The 21761-nt window shown below is 63.6% G+C and carries 24 protein-coding genes; 15 read left to right on the top strand and 9 right to left on the bottom strand.

Annotation, left to right across the window (positions count from 1 at the left end):
* The 11 genes from sufB to AB7F49_RS14025 form a co-directional block, all read left to right on the top strand.
* Window positions 1–1206: Fe-S cluster assembly protein SufB (gene sufB, locus AB7F49_RS14075; protein WP_428523314.1), on the top strand; the 1206-nt coding region annotated here is incomplete at its 5' end.
* Window positions 1203–1421, top strand: coding sequence for a hypothetical protein (locus AB7F49_RS14070; RefSeq protein ID WP_428523312.1), 219 nt, complete (start codon window positions 1203–1205; stop codon window positions 1419–1421). The genes sufB and AB7F49_RS14070, both read left to right, overlap by 4 nt.
* A gap of 8 nt (window positions 1422–1429) precedes the next feature.
* Entirely contained in the window at window positions 1430–1723 is a 294-nt protein-coding gene (locus AB7F49_RS14065) for a hypothetical protein (RefSeq protein WP_428523310.1), read from the top strand.
* A gap of 14 nt (window positions 1724–1737) precedes the next feature.
* Complete coding sequence (sufC, locus tag AB7F49_RS14060; RefSeq protein ID WP_428523308.1) at window positions 1738–2493, top strand: Fe-S cluster assembly ATPase SufC; 756 nt, start codon at window positions 1738–1740, stop codon at window positions 2491–2493.
* Window positions 2494–2498: 5 nt separating this feature from the next.
* A complete protein-coding gene (locus AB7F49_RS14055; protein WP_428523307.1) occupies window positions 2499–2699 on the top strand; it encodes a hypothetical protein in 201 nt (66 codons plus the stop codon).
* A gap of 4 nt (window positions 2700–2703) precedes the next feature.
* Entirely contained in the window at window positions 2704–4035 is a 1332-nt protein-coding gene (gene sufD / locus AB7F49_RS14050; protein ID WP_428523305.1) for a Fe-S cluster assembly protein SufD, read from the top strand.
* A 93-nt stretch (window positions 4036–4128) separates the two neighbouring features.
* Window positions 4129–5370, top strand: a complete 1242-nt coding sequence (locus tag AB7F49_RS14045) for a cysteine desulfurase (protein ID WP_428523303.1) — start codon at window positions 4129–4131, stop codon at window positions 5368–5370.
* Between the two features lie 13 nt (window positions 5371–5383).
* The gene (locus AB7F49_RS14040) at window positions 5384–5767 is read left to right on the top strand and encodes an SUF system Fe-S cluster assembly protein (RefSeq protein WP_428523301.1); all 384 of its coding nucleotides are present in this window, start codon (window positions 5384–5386) and stop codon (window positions 5765–5767) included.
* Window positions 5767–6189 carry a VOC family protein gene (locus tag AB7F49_RS14035; RefSeq protein WP_428523321.1) on the top strand — a complete coding sequence of 141 codons (423 nt, stop codon included), beginning with the start codon at window positions 5767–5769 and terminating at the stop codon, window positions 6187–6189. The genes AB7F49_RS14040 and AB7F49_RS14035 overlap by 1 nt, the downstream gene beginning before the upstream one ends.
* Window positions 6190–6309: 120 nt before the next feature.
* A complete protein-coding gene (locus tag AB7F49_RS14030; RefSeq protein ID WP_428523299.1) occupies window positions 6310–6693 on the top strand; it encodes a HesB/IscA family protein in 384 nt (127 codons plus the stop codon).
* Between the two features lie 59 nt (window positions 6694–6752).
* Window positions 6753–7139: a TfoX/Sxy family protein gene (locus AB7F49_RS14025; protein ID WP_428523297.1), complete on the top strand. Its 387-nt coding sequence runs from the start codon at window positions 6753–6755 to the stop codon at window positions 7137–7139.
* A gap of 3 nt (window positions 7140–7142) precedes the next feature.
* On the opposite strand, the gene AB7F49_RS14020 is transcribed toward AB7F49_RS14025, so the two are convergent.
* On the bottom strand, window positions 7143–8207 hold the full coding sequence (locus tag AB7F49_RS14020; RefSeq protein WP_428523295.1) for a GGDEF domain-containing protein: 1065 nt from the start codon (window positions 8205–8207) through the stop codon (window positions 7143–7145).
* A gap of 186 nt (window positions 8208–8393) precedes the next feature.
* A complete protein-coding gene (locus tag AB7F49_RS14015; RefSeq protein WP_428523293.1) occupies window positions 8394–9734 on the bottom strand; it encodes a DEAD/DEAH box helicase in 1341 nt (446 codons plus the stop codon).
* Between the two features lie 202 nt (window positions 9735–9936).
* Between AB7F49_RS14015 and AB7F49_RS14010 the strand changes: the two genes are divergently transcribed.
* The gene (locus tag AB7F49_RS14010; protein ID WP_428523291.1) at window positions 9937–10644 is read left to right on the top strand and encodes an alpha/beta fold hydrolase; all 708 of its coding nucleotides are present in this window, start codon (window positions 9937–9939) and stop codon (window positions 10642–10644) included.
* Window positions 10645–10653: 9 nt separating this feature from the next.
* Here AB7F49_RS14010 and AB7F49_RS14005 read toward each other — a convergent pair whose 3' ends face one another.
* Genes AB7F49_RS14005 through AB7F49_RS13995 form a run of 3 tightly spaced genes read right to left on the bottom strand, consistent with a single transcriptional unit; the run spans window position 10654 to window position 13665 of the window.
* Window positions 10654–11352 (bottom strand): ABC transporter ATP-binding protein, encoded by a 699-nt coding sequence (locus AB7F49_RS14005; RefSeq protein ID WP_428523289.1) that lies wholly within the window; start codon window positions 11350–11352, stop codon window positions 10654–10656.
* A 4-nt stretch (window positions 11353–11356) separates the two neighbouring features.
* Window positions 11357–12493 carry an ABC transporter permease gene (locus AB7F49_RS14000; RefSeq protein ID WP_428523287.1) on the bottom strand — a complete coding sequence of 379 codons (1137 nt, stop codon included), beginning with the start codon at window positions 12491–12493 and terminating at the stop codon, window positions 11357–11359.
* Window positions 12490–13665: an efflux RND transporter periplasmic adaptor subunit gene (locus AB7F49_RS13995; RefSeq protein WP_428523285.1), complete on the bottom strand. Its 1176-nt coding sequence runs from the start codon at window positions 13663–13665 to the stop codon at window positions 12490–12492. Before AB7F49_RS13995 ends, AB7F49_RS14000 begins: the two co-directional genes overlap by 4 nt.
* Window positions 13666–13920: 255 nt before the next feature.
* Here AB7F49_RS13995 and AB7F49_RS13990 point away from each other — a divergent pair, with 255 nt between their 5' ends.
* The gene (locus AB7F49_RS13990; RefSeq protein ID WP_428523283.1) at window positions 13921–14496 is read left to right on the top strand and encodes a hypothetical protein; all 576 of its coding nucleotides are present in this window, start codon (window positions 13921–13923) and stop codon (window positions 14494–14496) included.
* A 5-nt stretch (window positions 14497–14501) separates the two neighbouring features.
* Here AB7F49_RS13990 and AB7F49_RS13985 read toward each other — a convergent pair whose 3' ends face one another.
* The 4 genes from AB7F49_RS13985 to AB7F49_RS13970 form a co-directional block, all read right to left on the bottom strand.
* Window positions 14502–15425: a DMT family transporter gene (locus AB7F49_RS13985; protein ID WP_428523281.1), complete on the bottom strand. Its 924-nt coding sequence runs from the start codon at window positions 15423–15425 to the stop codon at window positions 14502–14504.
* Between the two features lie 100 nt (window positions 15426–15525).
* Entirely contained in the window at window positions 15526–16542 is a 1017-nt protein-coding gene (locus AB7F49_RS13980; protein ID WP_428523280.1) for a D-alanine--D-alanine ligase family protein, read from the bottom strand.
* The gene (locus AB7F49_RS13975; protein ID WP_428523278.1) at window positions 16539–17564 is read right to left on the bottom strand and encodes a putative zinc-binding metallopeptidase; all 1026 of its coding nucleotides are present in this window, start codon (window positions 17562–17564) and stop codon (window positions 16539–16541) included. The genes AB7F49_RS13980 and AB7F49_RS13975 overlap by 4 nt, the downstream gene beginning before the upstream one ends.
* Before the next feature lie 8 nt (window positions 17565–17572).
* Window positions 17573–18580 carry a Bug family tripartite tricarboxylate transporter substrate binding protein gene (locus tag AB7F49_RS13970; protein ID WP_428523276.1) on the bottom strand — a complete coding sequence of 336 codons (1008 nt, stop codon included), beginning with the start codon at window positions 18578–18580 and terminating at the stop codon, window positions 17573–17575.
* A gap of 351 nt (window positions 18581–18931) precedes the next feature.
* Here AB7F49_RS13970 and AB7F49_RS13965 point away from each other — a divergent pair, with 351 nt between their 5' ends.
* Together AB7F49_RS13965 and AB7F49_RS13960 are read left to right on the top strand one after the other, a co-directional pair.
* Complete coding sequence (locus tag AB7F49_RS13965) at window positions 18932–20446, top strand: caspase family protein (protein ID WP_428523274.1); 1515 nt, start codon at window positions 18932–18934, stop codon at window positions 20444–20446.
* 111 nt (window positions 20447–20557) lie between these two features.
* The gene (locus AB7F49_RS13960) at window positions 20558–21724 is read left to right on the top strand and encodes a 4-hydroxybenzoate 3-monooxygenase (RefSeq protein WP_428523272.1); all 1167 of its coding nucleotides are present in this window, start codon (window positions 20558–20560) and stop codon (window positions 21722–21724) included.
* Window positions 21725–21761: the final 37 nt, after the last annotated feature.

Here is a 21761-nt window from a genome sequence, read left to right as displayed (position 1 = left end):
CCGACGCGTCCGCAGCTGACGTCGCTGGACGAGGTCGATCCGGAAATCCTGGCGACCTCCGAGAAGCTTGGCAGTCCGCTGCGCGAGCAGGAAATGCTGGCGGGTGTGGTCCGGCCGGAAGGCGAGCGCCGCGTCGCGGTCGACGCCGTGTTCGACTCGGTCTCGGTCGCGACCACCTTCCAGGCCGAACTGAAGAAAGCCGGCGTGATCTTCATGCCGATTTCGGAGGCGCTGCGCGAGCACCCGGATCTGGTCCGCAAGTACATCGGCAGCGTCGTGCCGGTGACCGACAATTTCTATGCGACGCTGAATTCGGCGGTGTTTTCCGATGGCTCGTTCGTCTACGTGCCGCCGGGCGTGCGCTGCCCGATGGAGCTGTCGACCTATTTCCGCATCAACGAGAAGAATACCGGCCAGTTCGAGCGCACGCTGATCATCGCCGACAAGGGCTCCTATGTCAGCTATCTCGAAGGCTGCACCGCGCCGATGCGCGACGAGAACCAGTTGCACGCCGCGGTGGTCGAACTCGTGGCCCACGACGATGCCGAAATCAAGTATTCGACCGTTCAGAACTGGTATCCGGGCGATTCGGAAGGCCGCGGCGGCATCTACAATTTCGTCACCAAGCGTGGCGATTGCCGCGGCAAGAATTCGAAGATCTCCTGGACCCAGGTCGAGACCGGTTCGGCCATCACCTGGAAATATCCGAGCTGCATCCTGCGTGGCGACAATTCCCGAGGAGAATTTTACTCGATCGCGATCTCGAACGGCATGCAGCAGGTCGATTCCGGCACCAAGATGATCCATCTCGGCAAGAACACGACCAGCCGGATCATCTCCAAGGGCATCTCGGCGGGGCGTTCCCAGAACACCTATCGCGGCCTTGTCACGGCTCATCACAAGGCGACCGGTGCGCGCAACTTCACCAATTGCGACTCGCTTCTGGTCGGCGACAAATGCGGCGCGCATACCGTGCCGTATCTGGAGGCCAAGAATTCCTCGACGGTGTTCGAGCACGAGGCGACCACCTCGAAGATTTCCGAGGACATGCTGTTCTATTGCCGCCAGCGCGGGCTGTCGGCGGAGGAGGCGACCGCGCTTGTGGTCAACGGCTTCGTGAAAGACGTGCTGCAGCAACTGCCGATGGAATTCGCGGTGGAGGCGCAGAAGCTGATCTCGATCTCGCTCGAGGGGAGCGTCGGATGACGGAGCCGGACAACATCGTGCTGGAGCATCTTCGCGCCATTCGCGGCGGCATCGCACGCATGGCCGACGGCATGCAGACGATGAGCGCCGAGATGACCGCGATGCGCCAGCATCTTTCGGGGGTCGTGACCATCCAGGAGCACGACCACGGCGATATTGCGTCGATCAAGGTCCGTCTCGACCGGATCGAGAAGCGGCTGCAACTTGTAGATTGAGCGACAATATGACCACCGCCTTCCGAAGCGCCGCCACCGCCTGCCTCGCCGGAAGCAAGCCCGCGGGCGACCTCGTCGACTGCGTGACCGAGCATTTCCCCGATGTCGAGGTCTATCGCGAGAATGACGACCTCATCATCAAGGGCGGCAGCCGCTTTCTGGTGGTGCGCAGGGATGGCCCCGACGCCTTCCGGGTGACCGACAACGTCGCCGTCCCCTCGACCAACGCGGTCGATGCCGGCGGCGGCAACAAACGAACACTGAGCGAGCTGATCGACGATATCGTCACGCTCGACGACTGACTGGATTGAAACCAATGCCACTGCTGGAAGTGAAAAACCTGCACGTCGAAGTCGGCGGCAAGAAAATCCTGAACGGCCTCGACCTGACGGTCGAGAAGGGGCAGGTGCACGCCATCATGGGCCCGAACGGGTCGGGCAAATCGACCCTGTCCTATGTGCTCGCCGGCAAGTCCGGCTACGAGATCACCGAAGGCGAAGTCCTGTTCGACGGCGAGGACATCGCCGGGATGGAGCCGGACGAGCGGGCGGCGAAGGGGCTGTTTCTCGCCTTCCAGTATCCGATCGAGATTCCGGGCGTTGCCACCATGACGTTCCTGCGCACCGCTGTGAACGCGCAGCGCAAGGCGCGCGGCGAGGCCGAATTGTCGACGCCCGACTTCATGAAGCGTGTCAGGCAGGCCGCGGGCGAACTCGGCATCAGCCAGGACATGCTGCGGCGCGCGGTCAATGTCGGCTTCTCGGGCGGCGAGAAGAAGCGCAACGAGATTCTGCAAATGGCGATGCTGCAGCCGCGGCTCGCGGTGCTCGACGAGACCGATTCCGGGCTCGATATCGACGCGCTCAAGATCGTGGCGGATGGCGTCAACGCGCTGCGCTCGCCGGAGCGCTCCTTCATCGTCATCACGCATTATCAGCGGCTGCTCGACTATATCGTGCCCGACGTCGTGCATGTGCTGTCGAAGGGCCGCATCGTTCGCACCGGCGGCAAGGAACTGGCGCTGGAGCTCGAGGAGAAGGGCTATGCGCAATATGTCGAAGAGGCGGCGTAAGCGAAATGACCGAGACCGAAAACCTCGTGCTGGAACATCTGCGGTTGATGCGTGATCAGCTCTCGACGATGAATGAGAGGCAGTTGGAGATCATTCAAAGGCTCGGAAATCTTGAGGTGCAAGTGGCCAATCTTTCGGTCCGAGTTGACCGCATCGATATTCGTTTGGACCGCGTGGAGAAGCGCCTTGGTCTGATCGAGGCGTGATATCATGGCCGAACTGAAAGTCATCAAGACCGCAGCCGAACAGGGCCTCGCCGAGGCCTTTGCCGGCGCGCGTGCCACGCTGCCGGGTGCGGCCGCCGTGAAGTCGCTGCGCGACAGCGCCTTCCACACTTTCGAGGCGAAGGGCTTGCCGCATCGCCGGGTCGAGGAGTGGAAATACACCGACCTGCGCGCGCTGATGCGCGATGCCAAGCCGCTGGCGCCTCCGCCGGATGCGGCGGCGAGGAAACAGGCCGGGTCGGCCGGATCGTTTCTCGCGGGGGCGAAGCCGCGCCGCATCGTCATCGTGGATGGCGCGTTCGCAGCCGACCTGTCCGATCTTGCGGCGCTTGAGCCCGGCCTGTCGATCGGCTCGCTGGCCGAGGCGCTGTCGAAGGGCGAGGCGAGCGTGGTCGAGCGTGTCGGCCGAACGCTGCCGCTCGCCGATGATCCGGCCTTCGCGCTAAACACCGCGATGATGGGCGATGGCGCCGTGGTCCGGGTGGCGGATGGGGCTCAGATCGCGCGTCCGATCCATCTGGTCTTTGTCACGACCCCGGTGAGGCCGGTCTCGGTCTTCACGCGTTCGCTCCTGAGTGTGGGGAAGGGAGCGTCGGCTGCGATTTTCGAGAGCCACGAGAGCGCCGATGGCGTCGATCACCAGGCCAACCATGCGTTCGACGTGTCGATCGGGGATGAGGGCAGGCTCGATCACGTGAAGGTCGCGCGCGAGGGCGACCGCATGCTCCACATTGCAACCCTGGTCACGGAGCTCGGCTCGAACGCCCGTCTGAACGATTTCACCTTCACCGCCGGCGGCGCGGTCACCCGCAATCAGATCGCAATGCGGCTGAATGGCGCGGAGACTCACGCCGGCATCCGCGGCGCGACCTTGCTCAAGGATCATCAGCACACCGACAATACGCTCGTGGTCGATCATGCCGTCGGCCATTGCGAGAGCCGCGAATTGTTCAAGGCGGTGCTGGACGGCGAGAGTCGTTCGGTCTTTCAAGGCAAAATTATCGTGCAGCCGCATGCGCAGAAGACCGATGCCAAGATGGCGACGCATGCGCTGCTGCTGTCCGATGACGCCGAGGCCGACGCCAAGCCCGAACTGGAAATCTTCGCCGACGACGTGGTGTGCGGCCATGGCGCGACCGCGGGCGCGCTCGACGACGATCTCCTGTTCTATCTGAAGGCGCGCGGCATCCCGCAGAAGGAAGCCGAGGCGCTGATGGTCGAGGCCTTTATCGGCGAAGCGGTTGAGGCGGTCGAGAGCGAAGCCGTGCGCGAGGCGCTGATGGATGTCGCGCGGGCGTGGCTGAAGGCGAGGGCGTGACCAAGAACCCCGCTCATTCCCGCGAAGGCGGGAATCCGGAATCCGCGTCCGCGCTTTCGCTGGGACGAGCGTGTGTGGTTAGGGCTTGAAATAATGCATCCAGCAGTGACCAACGGTTCCTACGACGTCGCCCGCATTCGCGAGGACTTTCCGGCGCTTTCGATGCAGGTCTACGGCAAGCCGCTGGTGTATCTCGACAACGCCGCCTCGGCGCAAAAGCCGCAAGCGGTGCTCGATCGCATCCAGCATGCCTACACCCATGAATACGCCAATGTGCATCGCGGCCTTCACTATCTCGCCAATGCCGCGACCGAAGGATACGAGGGCGCGCGCGAGATTGTTGCGAAATTCCTGAATGCGCCGAAGAAAGAAGAAGTCATCTTCACCCGTAACGCCACCGAGGCGATCAATCTCGTCGCCTATACTTTCGGCCGCGAGCGGATCAAGGAAGGCGACGAGATCGTGCTCTCGATCATGGAGCACCATTCCAACATCGTGCCGTGGCATTTCCTGCGCGAGCGACAGGGCGCCGTGATCAAATGGGCGCCGATCGACGATGACGGCAATTTCCTGATCGACGAATTCGAGAAGCTGCTGACGCCGCGAACGAAAATGGTCGCGATCACGCATATGTCGAACGCGCTCGGCACCTATGTTCCGGTGAAGGAAGTGGTTCGCATCGCGCATGCGCGGGGCATTCCGGTGCTGGTCGACGGCAGTCAGGCGGCGGTGCATATGCCGATCGACGTGCGGGATATCGGCTGCGACTTCTATGTCTTCACCGGCCACAAGATTTACGGTCCCTCGGGCATCGGCGTGCTGTGGGCGAAGTATCAGCATCTGGAAGCCATGCCGCCCTTCAATGGCGGCGGCGAGATGATCCGCGACGTGTTCGAGGATCGCGTCACCTATGGCGATCCACCACACAAATTCGAAGCCGGAACCCCGCCGATCGTTCAGGCGATCGGGCTCGGCGCCGCGATCGAGTACGTGAATTCCATCGGCAAGGACCGCATCAGGGCCCATGAGGACGGGCTGATCCGCTACGCCCATGACCGGCTGCGCGAGATCAACTCGCTGAAGATTATCGGACAGGCCCGGGAGAAGGGCGCGGTGGTCTCATTCGAAATGCGGGGCGCGCACCCGCATGACGTTGCGACCATTATCGACCGGTCGGGGGTTGCGGTGCGGGCTGGAACCCATTGCGTGATGCCGCTGTTGAACCGCATCGGCGTGACCGCCACCTGCCGGGCCTCGTTCGGGCTCTATAACACCAGGGACGAGGTCGACAGCCTTGCGACCGCCCTCATCAAGGCGCAGGATTTCTTCGCATGACCCAGGATCTTGCATGAGCGACATCAAGTCCGACGACCAGAAGCCCGAGGCGACCGCGCCTGCTCAGGAATCCGCACTGCCGCAGGAGGAGATCGCGCGTCTGACCGACGATATCGTGGCCGCCCTGAAGACTGTCTATGACCCGGAAATCCCGGCCGATATTTACGAGCTTGGCCTGATCTACAAGGTCGACATCAAGGACGACCGCGCCGTCAATGTCGACATGACGCTGACCACGCCCAATTGTCCGGCCGCGGCCGAACTGCCGATGATGGTGGAGAATGCGGTCGCGAGCGTCGCCGGAGTTGGCCCGGTCACGGTGGAAATCGTCTGGGATCCGCCGTGGGATCCGAGCCGGATGTCGGACGAGGCGCGGCTTGTCCTGAACATGTGGTGATCCGCGCGGTGCCAAAGCTCGACCGCGTGCTCGAGACCGCGCTCTATGTCGACGATCTCCAACGGGCAGCGGCTTTCTACGAGCAGGTTCTCGGATTGCGGGCGCTCAGCGAGGATTCCCGCTTTCGCGCCTATGATGTCGGTGGGACCTCCGTGCTCCTCCTGTTCCTGCGCGGGGCGACACTCGAAACCGTCCAGCTGCCCGGCGGCACCATCCCGCCTCACGACGGACACGGCCGGCTGCACATGGCGTTCGGCATCGCCACCGACGATCTCGCAGCCTGGGAGCAGCGCCTCGGCGAGCATGGCACCGCGATTGAGGGGCGGACCGACTGGCCGCGTGGCGGCCGCAGCATCTATTTCCGGGACCCGGATGGTCATCTGCTGGAACTCGCGACCCCTGGGCTCTGGGCGATCTATTGAGGGACACGGGACCTGGAGCAAATCCAGTCCGCGGGGCTTCACAGGCCGGTTTTCGTTGTTATTTTAAGGATATACTTGAGTCCGCTGCCGGACCTTGAATCCGGCAAGAGGAGAATGGCAATGGCGACCGCACGGCCCCGCCCGCAGGTGATGCGGCTCACTGAAGCCGCCGCCGACCGCATCAGGGAACTGATGGCGACGTCGGAGCGTCCGATTGCGGGCCTGCGCGTCGGCGTCCGCAATGGCGGCTGCGCGGGCATGGCCTACACCATGGAATATGCCGGCGAGGTCGCGGCCAATGACGAAGTTGTCGAGGACAAGGGCGTTCGCCTCCTGATCGATCCCAAGGCGGTGCTGTTTCTGCTCGGGACCGAGATGGACTACAGGATCGACAAGCTGTCCTCGCAGTTCGTGTTCAACAATCCCAACCAGACCTCGGCCTGCGGCTGCGGGGAGTCGGTGCAGCTGACGCCGGCTCAGGGCGAGGAAGCCGGCGCGCGATAGAGCCGGGAGCCGTCCTTCTTGTGGGCGTCGCACGCGCGGCCCCTTGCGCGCAAATGACGATGCTGGACGCCGAACACATTCGCGACCTGTTTGCGTCCTTCGGTCCCGTCACGGTGCGGCGGTTGTTCGGCGGCGCGGGCGTATATGCGGACGGCGTGATGTTCGCACTTGTCGCGGACGCCGCGATCTATCTCAAGGTCGACGAGTGCAACGAGTCCGATTTCGAGCGCGAGGCGCTGCCGCCGTTCTCGTATCAGGCCAGGAATGGCAAGCGCGCAGTGATGTCCTACCGGAAAATGCCGGAACGCCTGTACGACGATCCGGACCAGCTCGCGCACTGGGCGGCCCGTGCTCATGCCGCGGCACAGCGCGGTCGCGGGTCAAAAACCAGGTCGACAAGGAAAGCCGCCCCGACGAAGCGGCATGCGAGCAGGCGGAGGCGCTGAGCGTCAGGCGACTGCGGTCGCCGGTGCCATCGACATTTCGGGATCGGCTTCGCAGATCACGCGGTTGCGGCCGGCGCGCTTGGCGGCATACAGACAGGAATCCGCACGCCCGATCAGCGACTGCGCGCTGTCGCCAGGACGCAGCGTCGCAACCCCGATCGAGATCGTGATGCGGCCGAGATGCTCGCCGGTCGAGCGCTTCATCAATTCCTTGCTCATGACGGCGCGGCGGATGTGATCGGCGACCGTCACCGCCGAGCGCAGCACCGTGTTCGGCAGGATGATCGCGAATTCTTCCCCGCCATAGCGTGCCGCGATGTCCTGGCCCTTCACGTTCTGCTTCACCGAGAGCGCGACTAGCCGCAGCACCTGATCGCCGGTGAGGTGGCCATAGGTATCGTTGAAGGTCTTGAAATGATCGATATCGGTCATCAGCAACGACATCGTCTCGTTGTCGGAAATCGCTTCCGAGATCGCTTCGGCCAGCGCCTGGTCGAAATATTTCCGGTTGGCGAGCGAGGTCAGGGGATCGGTCAGGCTCTCGGTGCGGACGACTTCGAGATTTTCCTGAAGCTCGTTGATTTCGCGTTTGGAGGCCGAGAGACGTTCTTCCAGCTTCTGATTGACCGTCTCCATTTCCTTCGCGGTCTGGACCAGGCTTTCCACGATCCCGCGCAAGCCCTCCCGATCCGCGCCCGGAAGGTTGCGCGAAACGCCCGCGAGGCTCTCCGAACAATTGTTCGCGGAGCCGACGGCGGCGTCCACCATCGCCATCACCTGCTCGATCTCGTCCATCACCCGATCGCCGACCTTGTCGATTCGATCGCTGAGACGTGTCGGTGACAGATAGGTGTCGTAGAGCCGGTCGATCTCGGCGTCGGACAGCGAACCGCAGCGCGACAGAATCTCGTTGATGGTCTCGTTCAGGGTGGGGTGGTAGCCGGTTGCGTAGCAGTACCAGACTTCGAAATGGCGGGGTGTCGCAGGCTGGCGCAGCGCCTTGATCTGGCCAAGAGCGATTTCCGCGAACGCCATGGTTCGGCGGTGTTCGTCGCTGCTGGTCGCCATCCGGCCCCCCGAAATCCACGCAATCAAATTTCGGCCGCCCCGACCCCCGCGGCGGCTCTAACCAATGGAACCGGACCCTATTCTACAGCAATGAATGAGGCGTAAACGACGACGGGGAGTCGAGGGCTAACAGCCCAAACCCAAACGGCTTTTCGCGTTCGACACACAAAAAGGCCGCCATCGGTGTCAGGCTTTCACGCGGACCGGGCGCAGCAGGAAGGCCGGGAGGTGGGAATGATCGGGCTCGGAGTCCTGCACCGGTTGGGGCCGCCGCCGGGACTGATCCAGCCGGGCGACCGGTGCAGGACCCTTGGAACCGGTACGGCGTTCATCGCGATGGCGCGCGCGCGGCCGTTCCTCGGGCCGGGCCTCCCGCGGCGCGACCGCAGGTTCCGGCCTGCCGGTTTCGGCGGCAACCGGAATTGGCTGCCCAATCAGTTTTTCGATCGCGGCGACCGCTTTCTGGTCAGCGGGCGTGACAATCGTGTATGCGGTGCCGGTCTTGCCGGCGCGGCCGGTGCGGCCGATGCGGTGGACATAATCGTCCGGATGGAACGGTACGTCGAAGTTCAGCACATGACTGACGTCCGGAATGTCGAGGCCGCGCGCAGCGACGTCGGAGGCGATCAGCAGATCCGCCTCGCCCTTGCGGAATTTGTCGAGAGCGGCCATGCGCGCCGGCTGCTCCAGATCGCCGTGCAAAGCGACCGCGTTGAAGCCGTGTTTCACCAGCGAGCGGTGCAGCAACGCAACCTCGCGCTTGCGGTTGCAGAACACGATGGCGTTCTTGAAATTCTCGGTGGTGTTCCGGATCAGCTGACGAAGCGTCTCTCGCTTGTCATGCGGGTCGCGGCCGCTCCTGACCAATTGCTGCGTGATCGTGGTCGCGGCGGTGGCGGGACGCGACGTTTCGACCTTGACCGGGTTCGAGAGGAATTGCTCCGTGATACGCCGGATTTCCGTGGGCATCGTGGCGGTAAAGAACAGGGTCTGGCGGGTGAAGGGAACGAGCTTGCAGATGCGCTCGATGTCGGGAATGAAGCCCATGTCGAGCATGCGGTCGGCCTCGTCGATCACCAGCAATTCGACGCCGGTGAGCAGCAGGCGTCCGCGCTCGAAATGGTCGAGCAGGCGTCCGGGCGTCGCGATCAGCACATCGACGCCGCGCGTGAGCTTGGCGTCCTGATCGTCGAATGACACGCCGCCGATGATCAGCGCGACATTGAGTTTCTGGCCGGCGCCGTATTTCTCGAAGCTTTCCTGCACCTGGGCGGCGAGTTCTCGGGTCGGCTCGAGGATCAGTGTGCGCGGCATGCGCGCCCGCGCGCGGCCGCTCTCGAGCATCGTGATCATCGGCAGGGTGAAGGCCGCGGTCTTGCCGGTGCCGGTCTGCGCGATGCCAAGCACGTCGCGCCGTGCCAGCACATGCGGAATGGCTTCGGACTGGATCGGGGTGGGGCTGGTGTAACCGGCGGCCTGGACGGCGGCCAAAACCTTGTCGGACAAGCCGAGTTGGGAAAAGGACATAGAACCTCTGAACGGCGCCGCCCATCAATGGGTTCGCGCCGGACCACAAAGCATGACATTTTGCGCGAGGGGCGGTCGAATCTGTCTGTCTGACCGTTGTTCGGGAACATAGGCCCCGGGGCCTGAAAGTCAATCCTTCAAGGGCCGTTAAGTTAAATAAATACAAGCGTTTTTGGCTTTCACGCGATGACGGGACGATGACATGACAAGTGCTGCCAGCCTGCCGATATTGCTGATCCCGGGTCTCGGATGCACGGCCCGCCTCTATACCGAGCAGATGCCCGTATTGTGGACCTTCGGTCCGGTCACGGTCGCCGACCACCGGCGCGCCGACAGCATGGACGCGATCGCACGCCAGATTCTCGACGAGGCACCGCGCCGCTTCGCGCTCGCGGGACTGTCCATGGGCGGCTATATCGCGCTTGCGATCATGCGGATCGCGCCCGAGCGGGTGGCGAAGCTGGCGCTGCTCGACACAGGATCGCGCAGCGACACGCCCGAAGCCGCCGAGAAGCGCAAGGCTTCGATCGCGCTGGCCAAGGCCGGCAAGCTCGACGAGATCAACGCGATGTTGTGGCCGGTGCTGGTTCACAAGGAACGCCAGGGGGACACGGCCCTGAAGACGATTGCCGGCGACATGACGCTGATGGCCGGTGCCGAGGCCTTCGCGCGCCAGCAGACCGCAATCATGACGCGTCCGGATTCGCGCCCGGGACTTCCGGCGATCACCTGTCCGACGCTGGTGCTGGTGGGCGACGGCGATCAATTGACGCCGCCCGCCTTGTCCGAGGAGATGGCCGGCCTCATTCCCGGCGGCAAACTCGTCGTGGTGCCGGATTGCGGGCATCTATCCACGCTGGAACGGCCGCAACCCGTGACGGAGGCGCTGGCGGCCTGGATGCGTTGCTGATGCCGCCGATCAGGCCGCAAGTGTCTGCGGATTCTCGAGCGCGCCGTCGCGCAGCGTGTATATTTGGTCGAAGCGGTCGAAAATCTTCTCGTCATGCGTGACGACGATCACCGCGGATTGCTTTTCCTGCGCGACCTTGCGCAATAGCTCCATGACCGTACCGGCACGCTGGGAGTCGAGCGCTGCGGTCGGCTCGTCCGCGAGAATGATCCGCGGGTCGTTGGCGAGCGCGCGCGCGATTGCAATGCGCTGTGCTTCGCCTCCCGACAACTGGCCCGGCATCGCTTCGCTGCGCTTCTCGACGCCGAGATAGGTGAGCAGTTCCATTGCGCGTTTGTGTGCCTCGTGCCGGCTTGCGCCGGCAAGGACAAGCGCCACCGCAACATTCTCCCAGGCGTTCAGAAAGGGCAGGAGGTTGTGCGCCTGGAAGATGAAGCCGATCTTCTCCAGCCGCAGCCGCCGCAAGTCCCGCCGCAGCCATTTCCGGTCGTAAACGAGTTCGCCATTCAGAGACATGCGGCCGGAATTGGCCTCGATGATGCAGCCGATCACGTTCAGCAAAGTGCTCTTGCCCGATCCGCTCGGGCCGCGCAGGCCGACCACCGTACCGGCGTGAATGTCGAGCGAGACGTCGCGCAGCGCGTCGACACGAGCCGCGCCTTCGCCGAAATGCTTCGAAATGCTTCTGATCTCGACCACCGCGGGCATGGCGTCAGCCCGCAAGCGCCGAAGCGGGATCGATCTTCATTGCCGTGCGCACGCCAAGCGCACTTGCGATCAGGCACACGACGATGACGATGCCGAACAGCGTCGCCGCGTCGGCCGGCTCCAGAACCACGCGGCGCGGGAAGTGACCTTGCGCGGCGTTGATCAATGCCGCTCCGGTCGCAAAGCTGATGGCGCCCATGGCGAGCGCCTGCTGCACGATCAAGCCGACGATCCGGCTGTCCGGTGCGCCGATCAGCTTGAGGGTGGCGATCGACTTCGTCTTGTCGATGGTCATGGTGTAGATGATGAGGCCGATGATGACGGTCGATACGACGAGCAGCAGACTGGTGAACAATCCGATCTGCCGGCGTGCCCGATCGATCACGGATTGCGACAGAATGGATTCCTGCTGATCCTGCGTCAGCGCGCCGAGGTGCTTCCAGCGGATCACTTCGTTCGCGAACTGAGCCGGCGTAACGCCCGGCAGCAATTGCACGAGCACGGCGTTGGCGGTGTCGATGGTTCCGGACTGGCCGGGGGTTCTGGCGATCTCGCGCCGGGCGGCGGCAGGAGTCAGATCGAATTGCAGTTTCTGGGCATCGTGGAGCGTCACGAACACGACCGGATCGCCACCCGAGGCTACGAGCCTGCGGGTGAGCCCGACGATCGTGAATGTGTCGCGGCCAAGCCGGATCTGCTCGCCGATCGACAGGTTCGCGCCGATATCCGCGACCGCCTCGTAGCGGTTGCGGGTGATCGGCCTGCCCTCGATGATATGCGGCGGGCCGCCGATGCGGCCGATTTCCGAGCCGACGATCATCAGGCGGCGGCTGGTTCCGCGATGCTGCAACTCTGCGTTCTGATATGCGACGGTGCCCGCGGCGGCCACGCCCCATTGTGCCGCGATGATTTCGCGGGTGTCCGCCGGCAGGCGGGACGCCTCCGCGAACGGCCCGCGCGTGCCACCTTCCACGATCCAGACATCGGCCTTCGCGGCACGCAGCAATCCGAGTGATTCCTCGATCAGGCCGCGATAGATGCCCACCATGGCGAGCACGATGCCCAGCAGCAGGCTCAAGCCCAGACAGGTAAGCAGGAAGCGCCCAAGATTGTGCCGAATGTCGCGCAGCGCAAGATTCACCGGCCTTGCTCCGCTGCGTTTTTCGCTTTCGCCGCGCGTCCCTCACGCAGTCCGGCGGGATCGCTGGCGACGATGGCCGCGCCGGGAGGGATGTCACTCGCGATCCGGATGCGGCCGTCAAGCAGACGGTCCCCGAACTCCACCTGCCGTCTGGTCAGCCGGTTGTCCTGAATAAGCCAGATGATGCCGGATCGGCCGTCATACTGCTCGACGAATTTCAAGGGAATGAAGTGGCCGGATGCAATCACGCCCTTGACGATCTCAACTTCCGCCTGTTCGCCAAGGAAGCGAATCTGATGCTGCGGCCCGCATTGCCGGCAGCGCAGATAGACGCGGCGCTCCTCGGTGACGCGATCATTCTCCTGGTCGATGCGCACGACCTCGGTATCGAAGGTATTGAGGGGCTCGGAGCGTAACCGAACCTTTGCCTTCTGGCCCAGTTGCAATCCGCCGGCCGAGGTTTCGTCGATGAAGGCGCGTATCCAGATCGAATCCGGTTCGATCAGGGTGAAAACCGCTTCGCCCGCATTCACGACCGAGCCAAGCTCCTTGTGACGCGCGATTACGCGCGCATCGAATGGTGCGCGCAATTCGTGCTGATTCACCAGCACTGCCTCGATCCTGCGCTGCGCCTCGGCGTCATCCTGCAGCACCCTGGAAACGGCGACTTCGGCGTCTGCGAGCCGCAGATCGCCGCGCGCGATGTCTTCTGCGGTCTGCGCATCCTCGGCGGCCTCCTGCGAGACGGCGCCGCGCCCGACCAGAGTCTGGCGGCGGGCATTGACGTTCTTCTTCTGCTGATACGAGACCTCGGCGCGGTCGCGTTGCGCCTGCGACTTGAGCAGGGTGGCCGCGGCCTGGCGGACGCTGGCTTCGCTCTTCGTCAGCTTGGCACGCTGGGAGTCGTCGTCGAGCTTTGCGAGCAGGGCGCCGGATTTGACGACATCGCCCTGATCGGCGCTGATGGCCCTGATCTTTCCCGCCAGATGAAAGCCGACCTTGGACACCACTTGCGCTTCGACCGTGCCGATCCCGAACACCCGCACCTCGACATTCATCTGCGGTTTCAGGACCGGCAGGGAGATTTCGCGCGAACGAAACCCGTAGATCGCCCCTGCACCGATTGCGAGTGCAATGATCGCAACGACTGCAGCTCTGGAAACGGATCGCATGCTGTTCGTGTGTTGGAAGGCTGCCCCGAGTGGCTCAGAGCCCGCGCACAGCTTTCTCCAGCATTCCGGACTGCCGGCATTGCGGTAAATCAAGCCGTTTGCGAGCCCGTGCCGGGTGGCTCGCGACCGTCAAAGCGCTGTCCGCTAGCAACCGGCCGCCGGCCTCGACCATTGGCGGTTCGCGGAACGGGGCTGGCGCGCGGGAGTTTACCCCAGAGGGCGACGCACAGACGGAGTGTCAAGCAGAGCGAGAACATGAGACCCCGACATTCGAATCTCATCGCAGCGCTGCTGGTCCTTGTTTTCGGAACTCTCTCCGACGGCGTTGCCGGCGCGTCGATGGAGACGCCGCACGGCGCGCGTGGCGACGAAAACGCCACCAACAGCGGCGGAGCTGGTGCGGGCGAGGGTATGCCGACGATCGAGTTCCAATCGGACAAGCCGCCGCTGCGCCTGACCAAACGCGATCGAAACAGGGTCGCCGAGGCAATCTCGCGAGAACGAACCTACCAGCGCAAGCCGGAAGGGTTCGAGCCGCACATTGGGCTGACCGTGAGGAAAGAGATCAAGCTGAGCCCGATGCCGCGGCCGCTGATCTATCAAGTTCCGGCGCTGCGCCAGTACGACTATGCGAAGCTTCAGTCCAACATCCTGGTCATCGATCCGATGAGCATGACAATCGTCGATGTCATCCCGCGAAAATACCCGTCGGTCGGCCAACCGATATCGGCGATGGAGTGGTGGTCGACACGCGGCCGCAGTCTGATCGGATTGACGCCTGAACCGGCCCGCGATCCTTCGGCGGCAAGGGAAGATGGGCATCCCCGGTGATCCGCCTAGCTTGCATGGATGCGCAAGCCTGCAATCCATCCGATGATCCGCCCGTCGATGACGAGCAGCGCTGTGGCGATCACCAGCGCACCGGCCGCCTCGCGCATCCCGAGCGTCTCGCCGAGGACGACATGCGCAAGCAGGATGGCGGTAACCGGCATCAGAAGAGTGACCAGCATCACATTGGTCGCCCCGGAGCGCGCCAGGATGCGGTAGAAAACGAGGTAGGCGATGCTGGTCGCGAACACGCCGAGTCCGACGAGCGACAGCCATGTGACGGTCCCCGGCATCGCGAAATTCCAGGGGCGGTCGATCGCCAGCATGGCAAGGAACAACAGCACCGACGACGAAAAAACCTGACAAAAGGCGGATGTCAGCGGCGGCACGCCCTGCAATTTGCGGCGACCCCACAAGGCGGAAAATCCGTAGGACAGGGCGCCGCCGAGGCATAGCAGGATGCCGATGGTCTGAGTCGATGAAATGTCGGAGCCGGTCCCGCGCAGGATCGCGACTCCGGCGAGGCCCATCAGCACGCCCACGATCTTGTGCGCCGTCAGCTTCTCCTCGCCGAAGGCCGCGGTCACGATCACGGTGAAAAGCGGTGTCGTCGCATTGGCGATCGAGGCGAGACTGCTCGTGATCAGCGTCTGGCCGGCTGCGACCAGCGCGAACGGGATCACATTGTTCAGCACCCCCATCACCACGAACGGCATCCATCCGTGAAGGTCGCGCGGCAGACTTGCCCGGTAGAACCAGATCAGCGGAAGCAGAAACAGCGCTCCGAACGCAACGCGCGCGAACACGACGGCGACCGGCGGCAATTCCTTCAGGGCCAGGCCGGCGAGCACGAAGCCGCCGCCCCACAGAATCGACAGCAGCAGCAGCAAGGCGGCGTCGCTCCGGTCGATCTGGCCGGCGGTGTTATGCATGAGTTCCGACGCAGCCCTTCTGACGAGTCAGGCCGCACCATGCCCGTGCCGGTGCTTCAGGGCCACCCGGATTGTGGATCGGCCGTCCATGCGGCGGCTCTCACCGCGCCTTGGTTCGCGAGCGCTGGATGCCGAGTGCAATGATGCGCCGGAGCATCTCCGAATATTTCAGCCCGTCATATGCCGCCGCTTCCGCGAAAACCTCGTGGCGTGCGATTTCCGGATTCGGGTTCGCCTCCAGGAAGTAGGGCACGCCATCCGCCGACAGACGGAAGTCGATGCGCGCATAGCCGTCAAGCTCCAGCGTGCGGCAGATGCGGCGTGTCAGATTCTGGATGCGTTTATAGATTTCGGGCGGCAGATCGGTGGCCGGTCCCTGCAGGATGCCGCGTTCCTCCTGATACTTGACGTCGAACTTGACTTTCGCGGTTGCGATCTTGCTCGCGGAATCGCCGAATTCCAGTTCCCAGATCGGCAGCACCCGCATGCGGTCATTGCCGATCACGCCGACATAGAGTTCGCGACCGTCGATATACTGCTCGGCGATCGCGGCGGTTCCGATCTTCTCGTGCACGAAGGCGACGCGTTCTTCGAGCTTCTCGTCGGAATCGACGATCGATTTCTGCGCGATGCCGAGCGAGGCGTCTTCGCTCAGGCTCTTCACGATCAGCGGAAACGGCAGGCGCGGTGGCCGCTGAATCTTCTTGCGCATCGGAAAGACCGCGAAGGCCGGCACCGGAATGCGGTGGTAATGCAGGAGCTTCTTTGACAGATCCTTGCCGCGCGACAGCATCAGCCCGCGCGGATTGCAGCCGGTATAGGGGATGCGGATCAGTTCGAGATAGCTCGCGACATTCTGGTCGTAGGCCGGCTCGCCGTGAAATTCCTCCAGCAGATTGAATACGATGTCAGGCTGGAAGCTGTCGATCTCCGCGCGGATCGGCCGCAACTCGTATTGCACGCCCAGAACACGCACCTCATGACGGGCCTTGCGCAGCGTGTGAACGATGTCATAGCCGGTCTTGAAGGCGAGGATGTCCTGCTCGCTGTAGCCCTTGATGGAGTCGGGCGGCGCTTGTTCCGGATGCAACAGCACCAGAACGCGGGTTCTTTTCATAGGGCGAACCATTGTCGGCGCGACGGACTATAGAGCGAATGCACCGTCTTTGCCGTTAACAACACAGTGAAATCCGCGAGCAATTGACGTTCCGGGCCGACCGCACGCAACTTCAATTCGCGGCAACGATCGATCATATCATCGAGAACGGAGTCAAGCGTCAGCTGGTATTCGCCGGTCCAGCGCGCCACAATCTGCCGGAAATGCGAGCGGTGACTGCGGATGAAGGAGGCCGCGGTCGGCGCATGCCGATGCTTCGGATCGGCAGAGAAGATCAGATGCAACTCGCGGTCATAGGTGCGCGGGGTATTCACCGCATACAGGGCCTGCTTCCTGCGGTAGTGCGCCGCAAGCGTTGTTTCGATCTGGTTGAGTGGATGCACCGTCGCGCTGCGCGGCAATTGCGAACGCTGGCCCGCGATCTCTTCCATCACTTCGTCGACATATTCCAGCTTGCGGAGCGCCGGCCATCCTGCATAGCGCTTCCTCCAGTCCGAACGGGGCTTCAGCCAGACCGCGAATGTCTCCGCGAAGTCTTCGTCGGGATGGCTTTGCGCATACCAGAGCCGCAGATGCTGGACGTAGTTCTTGCTCGCCGGATTGGGACGATAGAAGCGCGGATAATGGGTCGAGGAGCGGCCGAACAATTCCTGCCAGCGGCGGCGGCGCTGCAGCCGGAAGGCATTCTGCACGACGTGTCCGGTCTCGTGTCGCAGGATGCGCATGCATTCGTGCCGCGTTCCGCCTTCGACGTCGATGATCATCTTGCGCTCGAGCCGCATCAGACGCGGATGCGCGAGGTAGAATGGAATGGCGATCCCCGGCGTGGTGTCGGGGCTGAACCACTCGTCCGACAGCCAGGCATGCGGACGGATGCGCAGATCGCGCTCTTCGAGCTCTGCCTGCAGATCGTCAAGGCAGTCTTCAAGCCAGGTATTTTCGAGGGTCAGCTTCAGGTCCTTGAGCCTGAGCTTCAGGAGCTTGTCATCCGGCAACGAGGCCCATGGAAACTTGCGGCGCATCCTGTGGACTAGTTCTTCGGTTTGAGTTCCAGCACTCTGGCGATCCGCGCTGTCAGGAGCGACTGCTCCCTGATGGTCGCGGCCAGGGCGGCCGGATCCCCCGGATTTACCACCTGACCGGTTGCAAGCAGCCGGTCGGCGATCACCTTGTCGGACACGACCTCTGCAACGTCGCGCGCAATCCGTTCCCGCAGGTCGAGCGGCATGGATTTCGGGCCGTACAGCCCGGCGGTCGTTTCCACCGCCAGCCCGCCCCAGCCGAGTTCATGCACCGTCGGAATGTCGGGTGCGAACGCTGCGCGCTCGCGGCTGGTGACCGCAAGGATACGGATCTTCCCGGCACCGGCCAGCGGCTGCACGATCGCAGCCGAGGTCAGGAGGAAGTCGATCTGATTGCCGGCAAGTGCGGTTGCCGCTTCCACGATATTCTTGAACGGGATTTTCTGGACCTTCAGCCCGCGCGAGCGGATGAAATAATCGAGCGCGAAATCCGGCACGCCGGGCGCCCCGGTCACGTTGAGTTTGCCCGGGCGCGCCAGCGCTTCGGCGACGAATTGTCCGAGCGTGCGGATCGGGGATGAGGCCGGCACGCTGACGCACAGCACGGTATCGGTGACCCGCGCGATCGGCGCAAGATCGCGCGCAAAGTCGTAGGTCATTTTGTCGAGTGTGTAAGGATGCGCCATGAACGAGGCGCTCGACGCGTAGAGCAGGGTGTGGTCGTCATCGGCCTGCAGGAAGGCGTTGATCGCCAGCAGTCCGTCGGCGCCGGGCCTGTTCTCGATCACCACCGGCTTGCCCCACCCGACCTGCAGCTTCTCCGCCATCAGTCGCGCGGCGACGTCGGTGGCGCTGCCGGCGCCGAAGGGCAGGATGAACCGCACCGACCGCTGCGGCCATGCCGGCGCCTCCGTCTGCGCGGCCGCCGGGATCGCAAAGGCCGGCGCAAGCAGCAGCAGCGCTGCGGTCAGAACTGCGCCGGCACGCCGCCCGGTAACCCCGCATCCCGCCAGCATTCCAATTCCTCCCGCCTTGGTCCGCGCTCCGCGCCTGCGCTGCATGGCCATTGATAGCTGCGATTCCGCTCTGTCACAATTCGCGGGGTTGTGTCGGGGCAGACGGAGGTGCATCGCCGCATGTGGAACAGCGCCGGCTCGCGGCGCACGCCGCGATCGCGCGCCTTGCTTTGACGATGCCGCCCACAGCGTCCGGCTTCCGAACGGAGGTCAGGACCCAAAGGCGCCGCAATTCGTCACGATTGCGTTGGGCGGTTGGCTCGAAATTGAACAGTCACGCCGGTTCATGCGACGATGGCCGACCGGGACGGCCGGACCAAGATTCTGCCTGTCCGCACGGGGAATGCTTCGATGACCAGTCCAAGATTGTTCCTTGCGGCCTGTTGTCTCGTCGCGCTCTGCGTCGGGCTCTCGCTGTCACCGGCGATGGCCCAGAAGCGCGTGGCGCTTGTCATCGGCAACGATAGCTATCGGCATGTCGCTCCGCTGCGAAAGGCGGCGAACGATGCCGATCGGGTGGCGAAGACGCTGAAGGGCCTCGGCTTCCAGGTGATCGCCGCGACCAACCAGGACCGGCGCGGGATGAGCGATAGCCTCACGGCGTTCGAGCGCACGCTTGGCGAGGGCGACACAGCCTTCTTTTTCTTCGCCGGGCATGGCTTCCAGATCAAGGGAGAAAACTACCTGCTGCCGACCGACGTGCCGCTGGCGCTCGCTGGCGAGGAGGAGAAGGTCCACGAGAATTCCTTCCTCGCGCGCCGGATCATGGAGCGCATCAGGAACAAGGGCGTGCGCACCACCGTCGTGGTGCTCGATGCCTGCCGCAACAATCCGTTCGAGCGGGCCGGCACCCGCAGCGTCGGCGGTGCCGGGGGACTGGCGGCCATGAGCGAGGAGGGCGCCTTCGTCATCTATTCGGCGTCCGAAAACCAGACCGCCCTCGACTATGTATCGAACGACGACAAAGACCCGAATTCGGTATTCACGCGGTTGTTCGTCAAGGAGCTGGAAACGCCCGGCTTGTCGCTCGTGCAGGTCGCCAAGCGCACGCAGGCGAGCGTTACCGCGCTGGCGCGCAAGGTGAAGCACAATCAACGCCCGGCCTATTATGACGAGATCGTGGGCGATGTGGTGCTGAACGGCACGCTCGATCCGGCCAAGGCGAAGGAAACCATCCCCCAACAGGTCGCCGTGGTGGCGCCGGTGCAGCCGCAGCCGCTCCCGAACCGCCAGAGCCAGCCGGAACAGCTCAACGCGCCGCTCGCCAATTTCATGCGCCACAATGGCGGCTGGTCGGTGACCCTATCCTTCGCCGACCCGGTGACGGCGATTTCGTGGCGTTTCGGGGAGAGCGGCAATTTCAGGGAGACCGGGCATCTCAACACGCTCGATCCGCGCACCCGAAAGCGCATGCCCAATCCGTCGATCCAGCTCGACGCCGACACGCCGGAAGGCACGATCTATATCCGCTATGCCGATGCGCGCGGCGACTGGGCCGAACCCTTTCCGATCAAGTTCGATCCGGCGGGCGCGCTGGAGCGCGGCCAGCGTGACATCCTCGAAATGACCTCAAGCAACTGGCTGTCGTTTCGGCAGTTCAACGGGCTGCTCGTCTATTACTCCCATCTGATGTCTTATCGCTGTGCGATCCGGGAGGTGAAGGTCGGAATCGATTCGACGGTGCCGGACAAGAAGCTCGCGCTGCCGCCCTGCGACCCGCGCGATCCCTCCTCGATCCCCTCGAGCGCGCAGCCCTATATGAAGCTGCCGCCCAATACCAAGTTGATGTCGGTGGAACTGACCTATCGCGACGGCACCACTTCCGAGGTCAAGACCTTCCGCGCCGATCCGCGCGGCAATCGGTGACGCCGGGACAGTCGACGCGATCAGTGCCATCGCTTCCGGCAAAAGTGCCTTTGCTGGCTGTGCGAACATCGCTAACACCCGCGCATCATGTCTTCGGGGAACAGGACCTCCATGCGGACACAGGTCGGAATCATCGGAGCGGGCCCAGCCGGGCTGATGCTGTCGCATCTCCTGCATCTTGCGGGGATCGAGTCGATCATCATCGAAAGCCGCAGCCGCGACTATATCGAGCAGCGCATCCGCGCCGGCCTGATCGAGCAATGGGCGACCGACATGCTGACCGAGACGGGGGTCGGCGAGCGCATGGCGCGCGAGGCGATGTTCCATGAGGGCAACTACATCTGCTTCAACGGCGAGGCACACCACGTGAATTTCCGCGCGCTGGTCGGCAAGGGCGTCACCATCTACGGACAGCAGGAGGTGGTGAAGGACCTGGTCGACCGGCGTCTCGCCGACGGTGGACAGGTGTTGTTCGAGGTCGATGAAACCCGTGTCCACGATATCGGGACCGACAGGCCTTTCGTGACCTTCCGCCACGAGGGCCGGGACAAGCGCATCGATTGCGATGTCATTGCCGGTTGCGATGGCTTTCACGGCATCTGCCGCGGAAGCTTTCCGCCCGGCGTCTTGACCTTCTATGACCGCGAATATCCGTTCGGCTGGCTCGGAATCCTTTCGGAATCGCCGCCGCCGGACGACGAACTGATGTACGCCTATCACGATCGCGGCTTTGCGCTTTACACGATGCGTTCGCCGACGCTGTCGCGGCTGTATATCCAGGTCGAGCCCGACGAAGACCCGGACAAATGGCCCGATGACCGCGTCTGGGAGGAACTTCACGTCAGGCTTGGCGGCACCCGCAAGCTGCAGGAAGGTCCGATCCTGCAGAAGGGCGTGACCTCGATGCGCAGTTTCGTGTGCGAGCCGATGCAGACCGGCCGGTTGTTCCTGGCCGGGGATGCCGCGCATATCGTGCCGCCGACGGGCGCCAAGGGCATGAACCTCGCCCTCGCCGATGTGCGTATGCTCGCGCGCGCGCTCGACGGCTTCTACAAGAAGGGCAGGACCGATCTGCTGGAAGGCTATTCGAAGACCTGTCTCGATCGGGTCTGGAAGGCGCAGCGATTCTCGTGGTGGATGACGCAGATTTTCCATGTCTTCCCGGACGAAGTGCCGTTCGACCGCCGGCGGCAACTGGCCGAGCTCGACTATCTTGCGCACTCGACCGCGGCACAGACCTCGCTGGCCGAGCAATATACCGGCCTGCCCATCATATGAGCGTGCGCTGAAACTTCCGCAGTGCGGCGGAACTTGC

It is taken from the genome of Pseudorhodoplanes sp. (assembly GCF_050250235.1).
Lineage (GTDB): Bacteria > Pseudomonadota > Alphaproteobacteria > Rhizobiales > Xanthobacteraceae > Pseudorhodoplanes.
The sequence above is the reverse complement of the archived record's forward strand: the minus strand, read 5'-3'. Positions and strand labels throughout refer to the sequence as shown.

Bases quoted from the DNA above. Each gene is read 5' to 3' on its own strand.
- AB7F49_RS14070 (WP_428523312.1), top strand. From the start codon at position 1,203: ATGACGGAGCCGGACAACATCGTGCTGGAGCATCTTCGCGCCATTCGC.
- AB7F49_RS14065 (WP_428523310.1), top strand. From the start codon at position 1,430: ATGACCACCGCCTTCCGAAGCGCCGCCACCGCCTGCCTCGCCGGAAGC.
- sufC (WP_428523308.1), top strand. From the start codon at position 1,738: ATGCCACTGCTGGAAGTGAAAAACCTGCACGTCGAAGTCGGCGGCAAG.
- AB7F49_RS14055 (WP_428523307.1), top strand. From the start codon at position 2,499: ATGACCGAGACCGAAAACCTCGTGCTGGAACATCTGCGGTTGATGCGT.
- sufD (WP_428523305.1), top strand. From the start codon at position 2,704: ATGGCCGAACTGAAAGTCATCAAGACCGCAGCCGAACAGGGCCTCGCC.
- AB7F49_RS14045 (WP_428523303.1), top strand. From the start codon at position 4,129: ATGCATCCAGCAGTGACCAACGGTTCCTACGACGTCGCCCGCATTCGC.
- AB7F49_RS14040 (WP_428523301.1), top strand. From the start codon at position 5,384: ATGAGCGACATCAAGTCCGACGACCAGAAGCCCGAGGCGACCGCGCCT.
- AB7F49_RS14030 (WP_428523299.1), top strand. From the start codon at position 6,310: ATGGCGACCGCACGGCCCCGCCCGCAGGTGATGCGGCTCACTGAAGCC.
- AB7F49_RS14025 (WP_428523297.1), top strand. From the start codon at position 6,753: ATGCTGGACGCCGAACACATTCGCGACCTGTTTGCGTCCTTCGGTCCC.
- AB7F49_RS14020 (WP_428523295.1), bottom strand. From the start codon at position 8,207: ATGGCGACCAGCAGCGACGAACACCGCCGAACCATGGCGTTCGCGGAA.
- AB7F49_RS14015 (WP_428523293.1), bottom strand. From the start codon at position 9,734: ATGTCCTTTTCCCAACTCGGCTTGTCCGACAAGGTTTTGGCCGCCGTC.
- AB7F49_RS14010 (WP_428523291.1), top strand. From the start codon at position 9,937: ATGACAAGTGCTGCCAGCCTGCCGATATTGCTGATCCCGGGTCTCGGA.
- AB7F49_RS14005 (WP_428523289.1), bottom strand. From the start codon at position 11,352: ATGCCCGCGGTGGTCGAGATCAGAAGCATTTCGAAGCATTTCGGCGAA.
- AB7F49_RS13995 (WP_428523285.1), bottom strand. From the start codon at position 13,665: ATGCGATCCGTTTCCAGAGCTGCAGTCGTTGCGATCATTGCACTCGCA.
- AB7F49_RS13990 (WP_428523283.1), top strand. From the start codon at position 13,921: ATGAGACCCCGACATTCGAATCTCATCGCAGCGCTGCTGGTCCTTGTT.
- AB7F49_RS13985 (WP_428523281.1), bottom strand. From the start codon at position 15,425: ATGCATAACACCGCCGGCCAGATCGACCGGAGCGACGCCGCCTTGCTG.
- AB7F49_RS13980 (WP_428523280.1), bottom strand. From the start codon at position 16,542: ATGAAAAGAACCCGCGTTCTGGTGCTGTTGCATCCGGAACAAGCGCCG.
- AB7F49_RS13975 (WP_428523278.1), bottom strand. From the start codon at position 17,564: ATGCGCCGCAAGTTTCCATGGGCCTCGTTGCCGGATGACAAGCTCCTG.
- AB7F49_RS13970 (WP_428523276.1), bottom strand. From the start codon at position 18,580: ATGCTGGCGGGATGCGGGGTTACCGGGCGGCGTGCCGGCGCAGTTCTG.
- AB7F49_RS13965 (WP_428523274.1), top strand. From the start codon at position 18,932: ATGACCAGTCCAAGATTGTTCCTTGCGGCCTGTTGTCTCGTCGCGCTC.
- AB7F49_RS13960 (WP_428523272.1), top strand. From the start codon at position 20,558: ATGCGGACACAGGTCGGAATCATCGGAGCGGGCCCAGCCGGGCTGATG.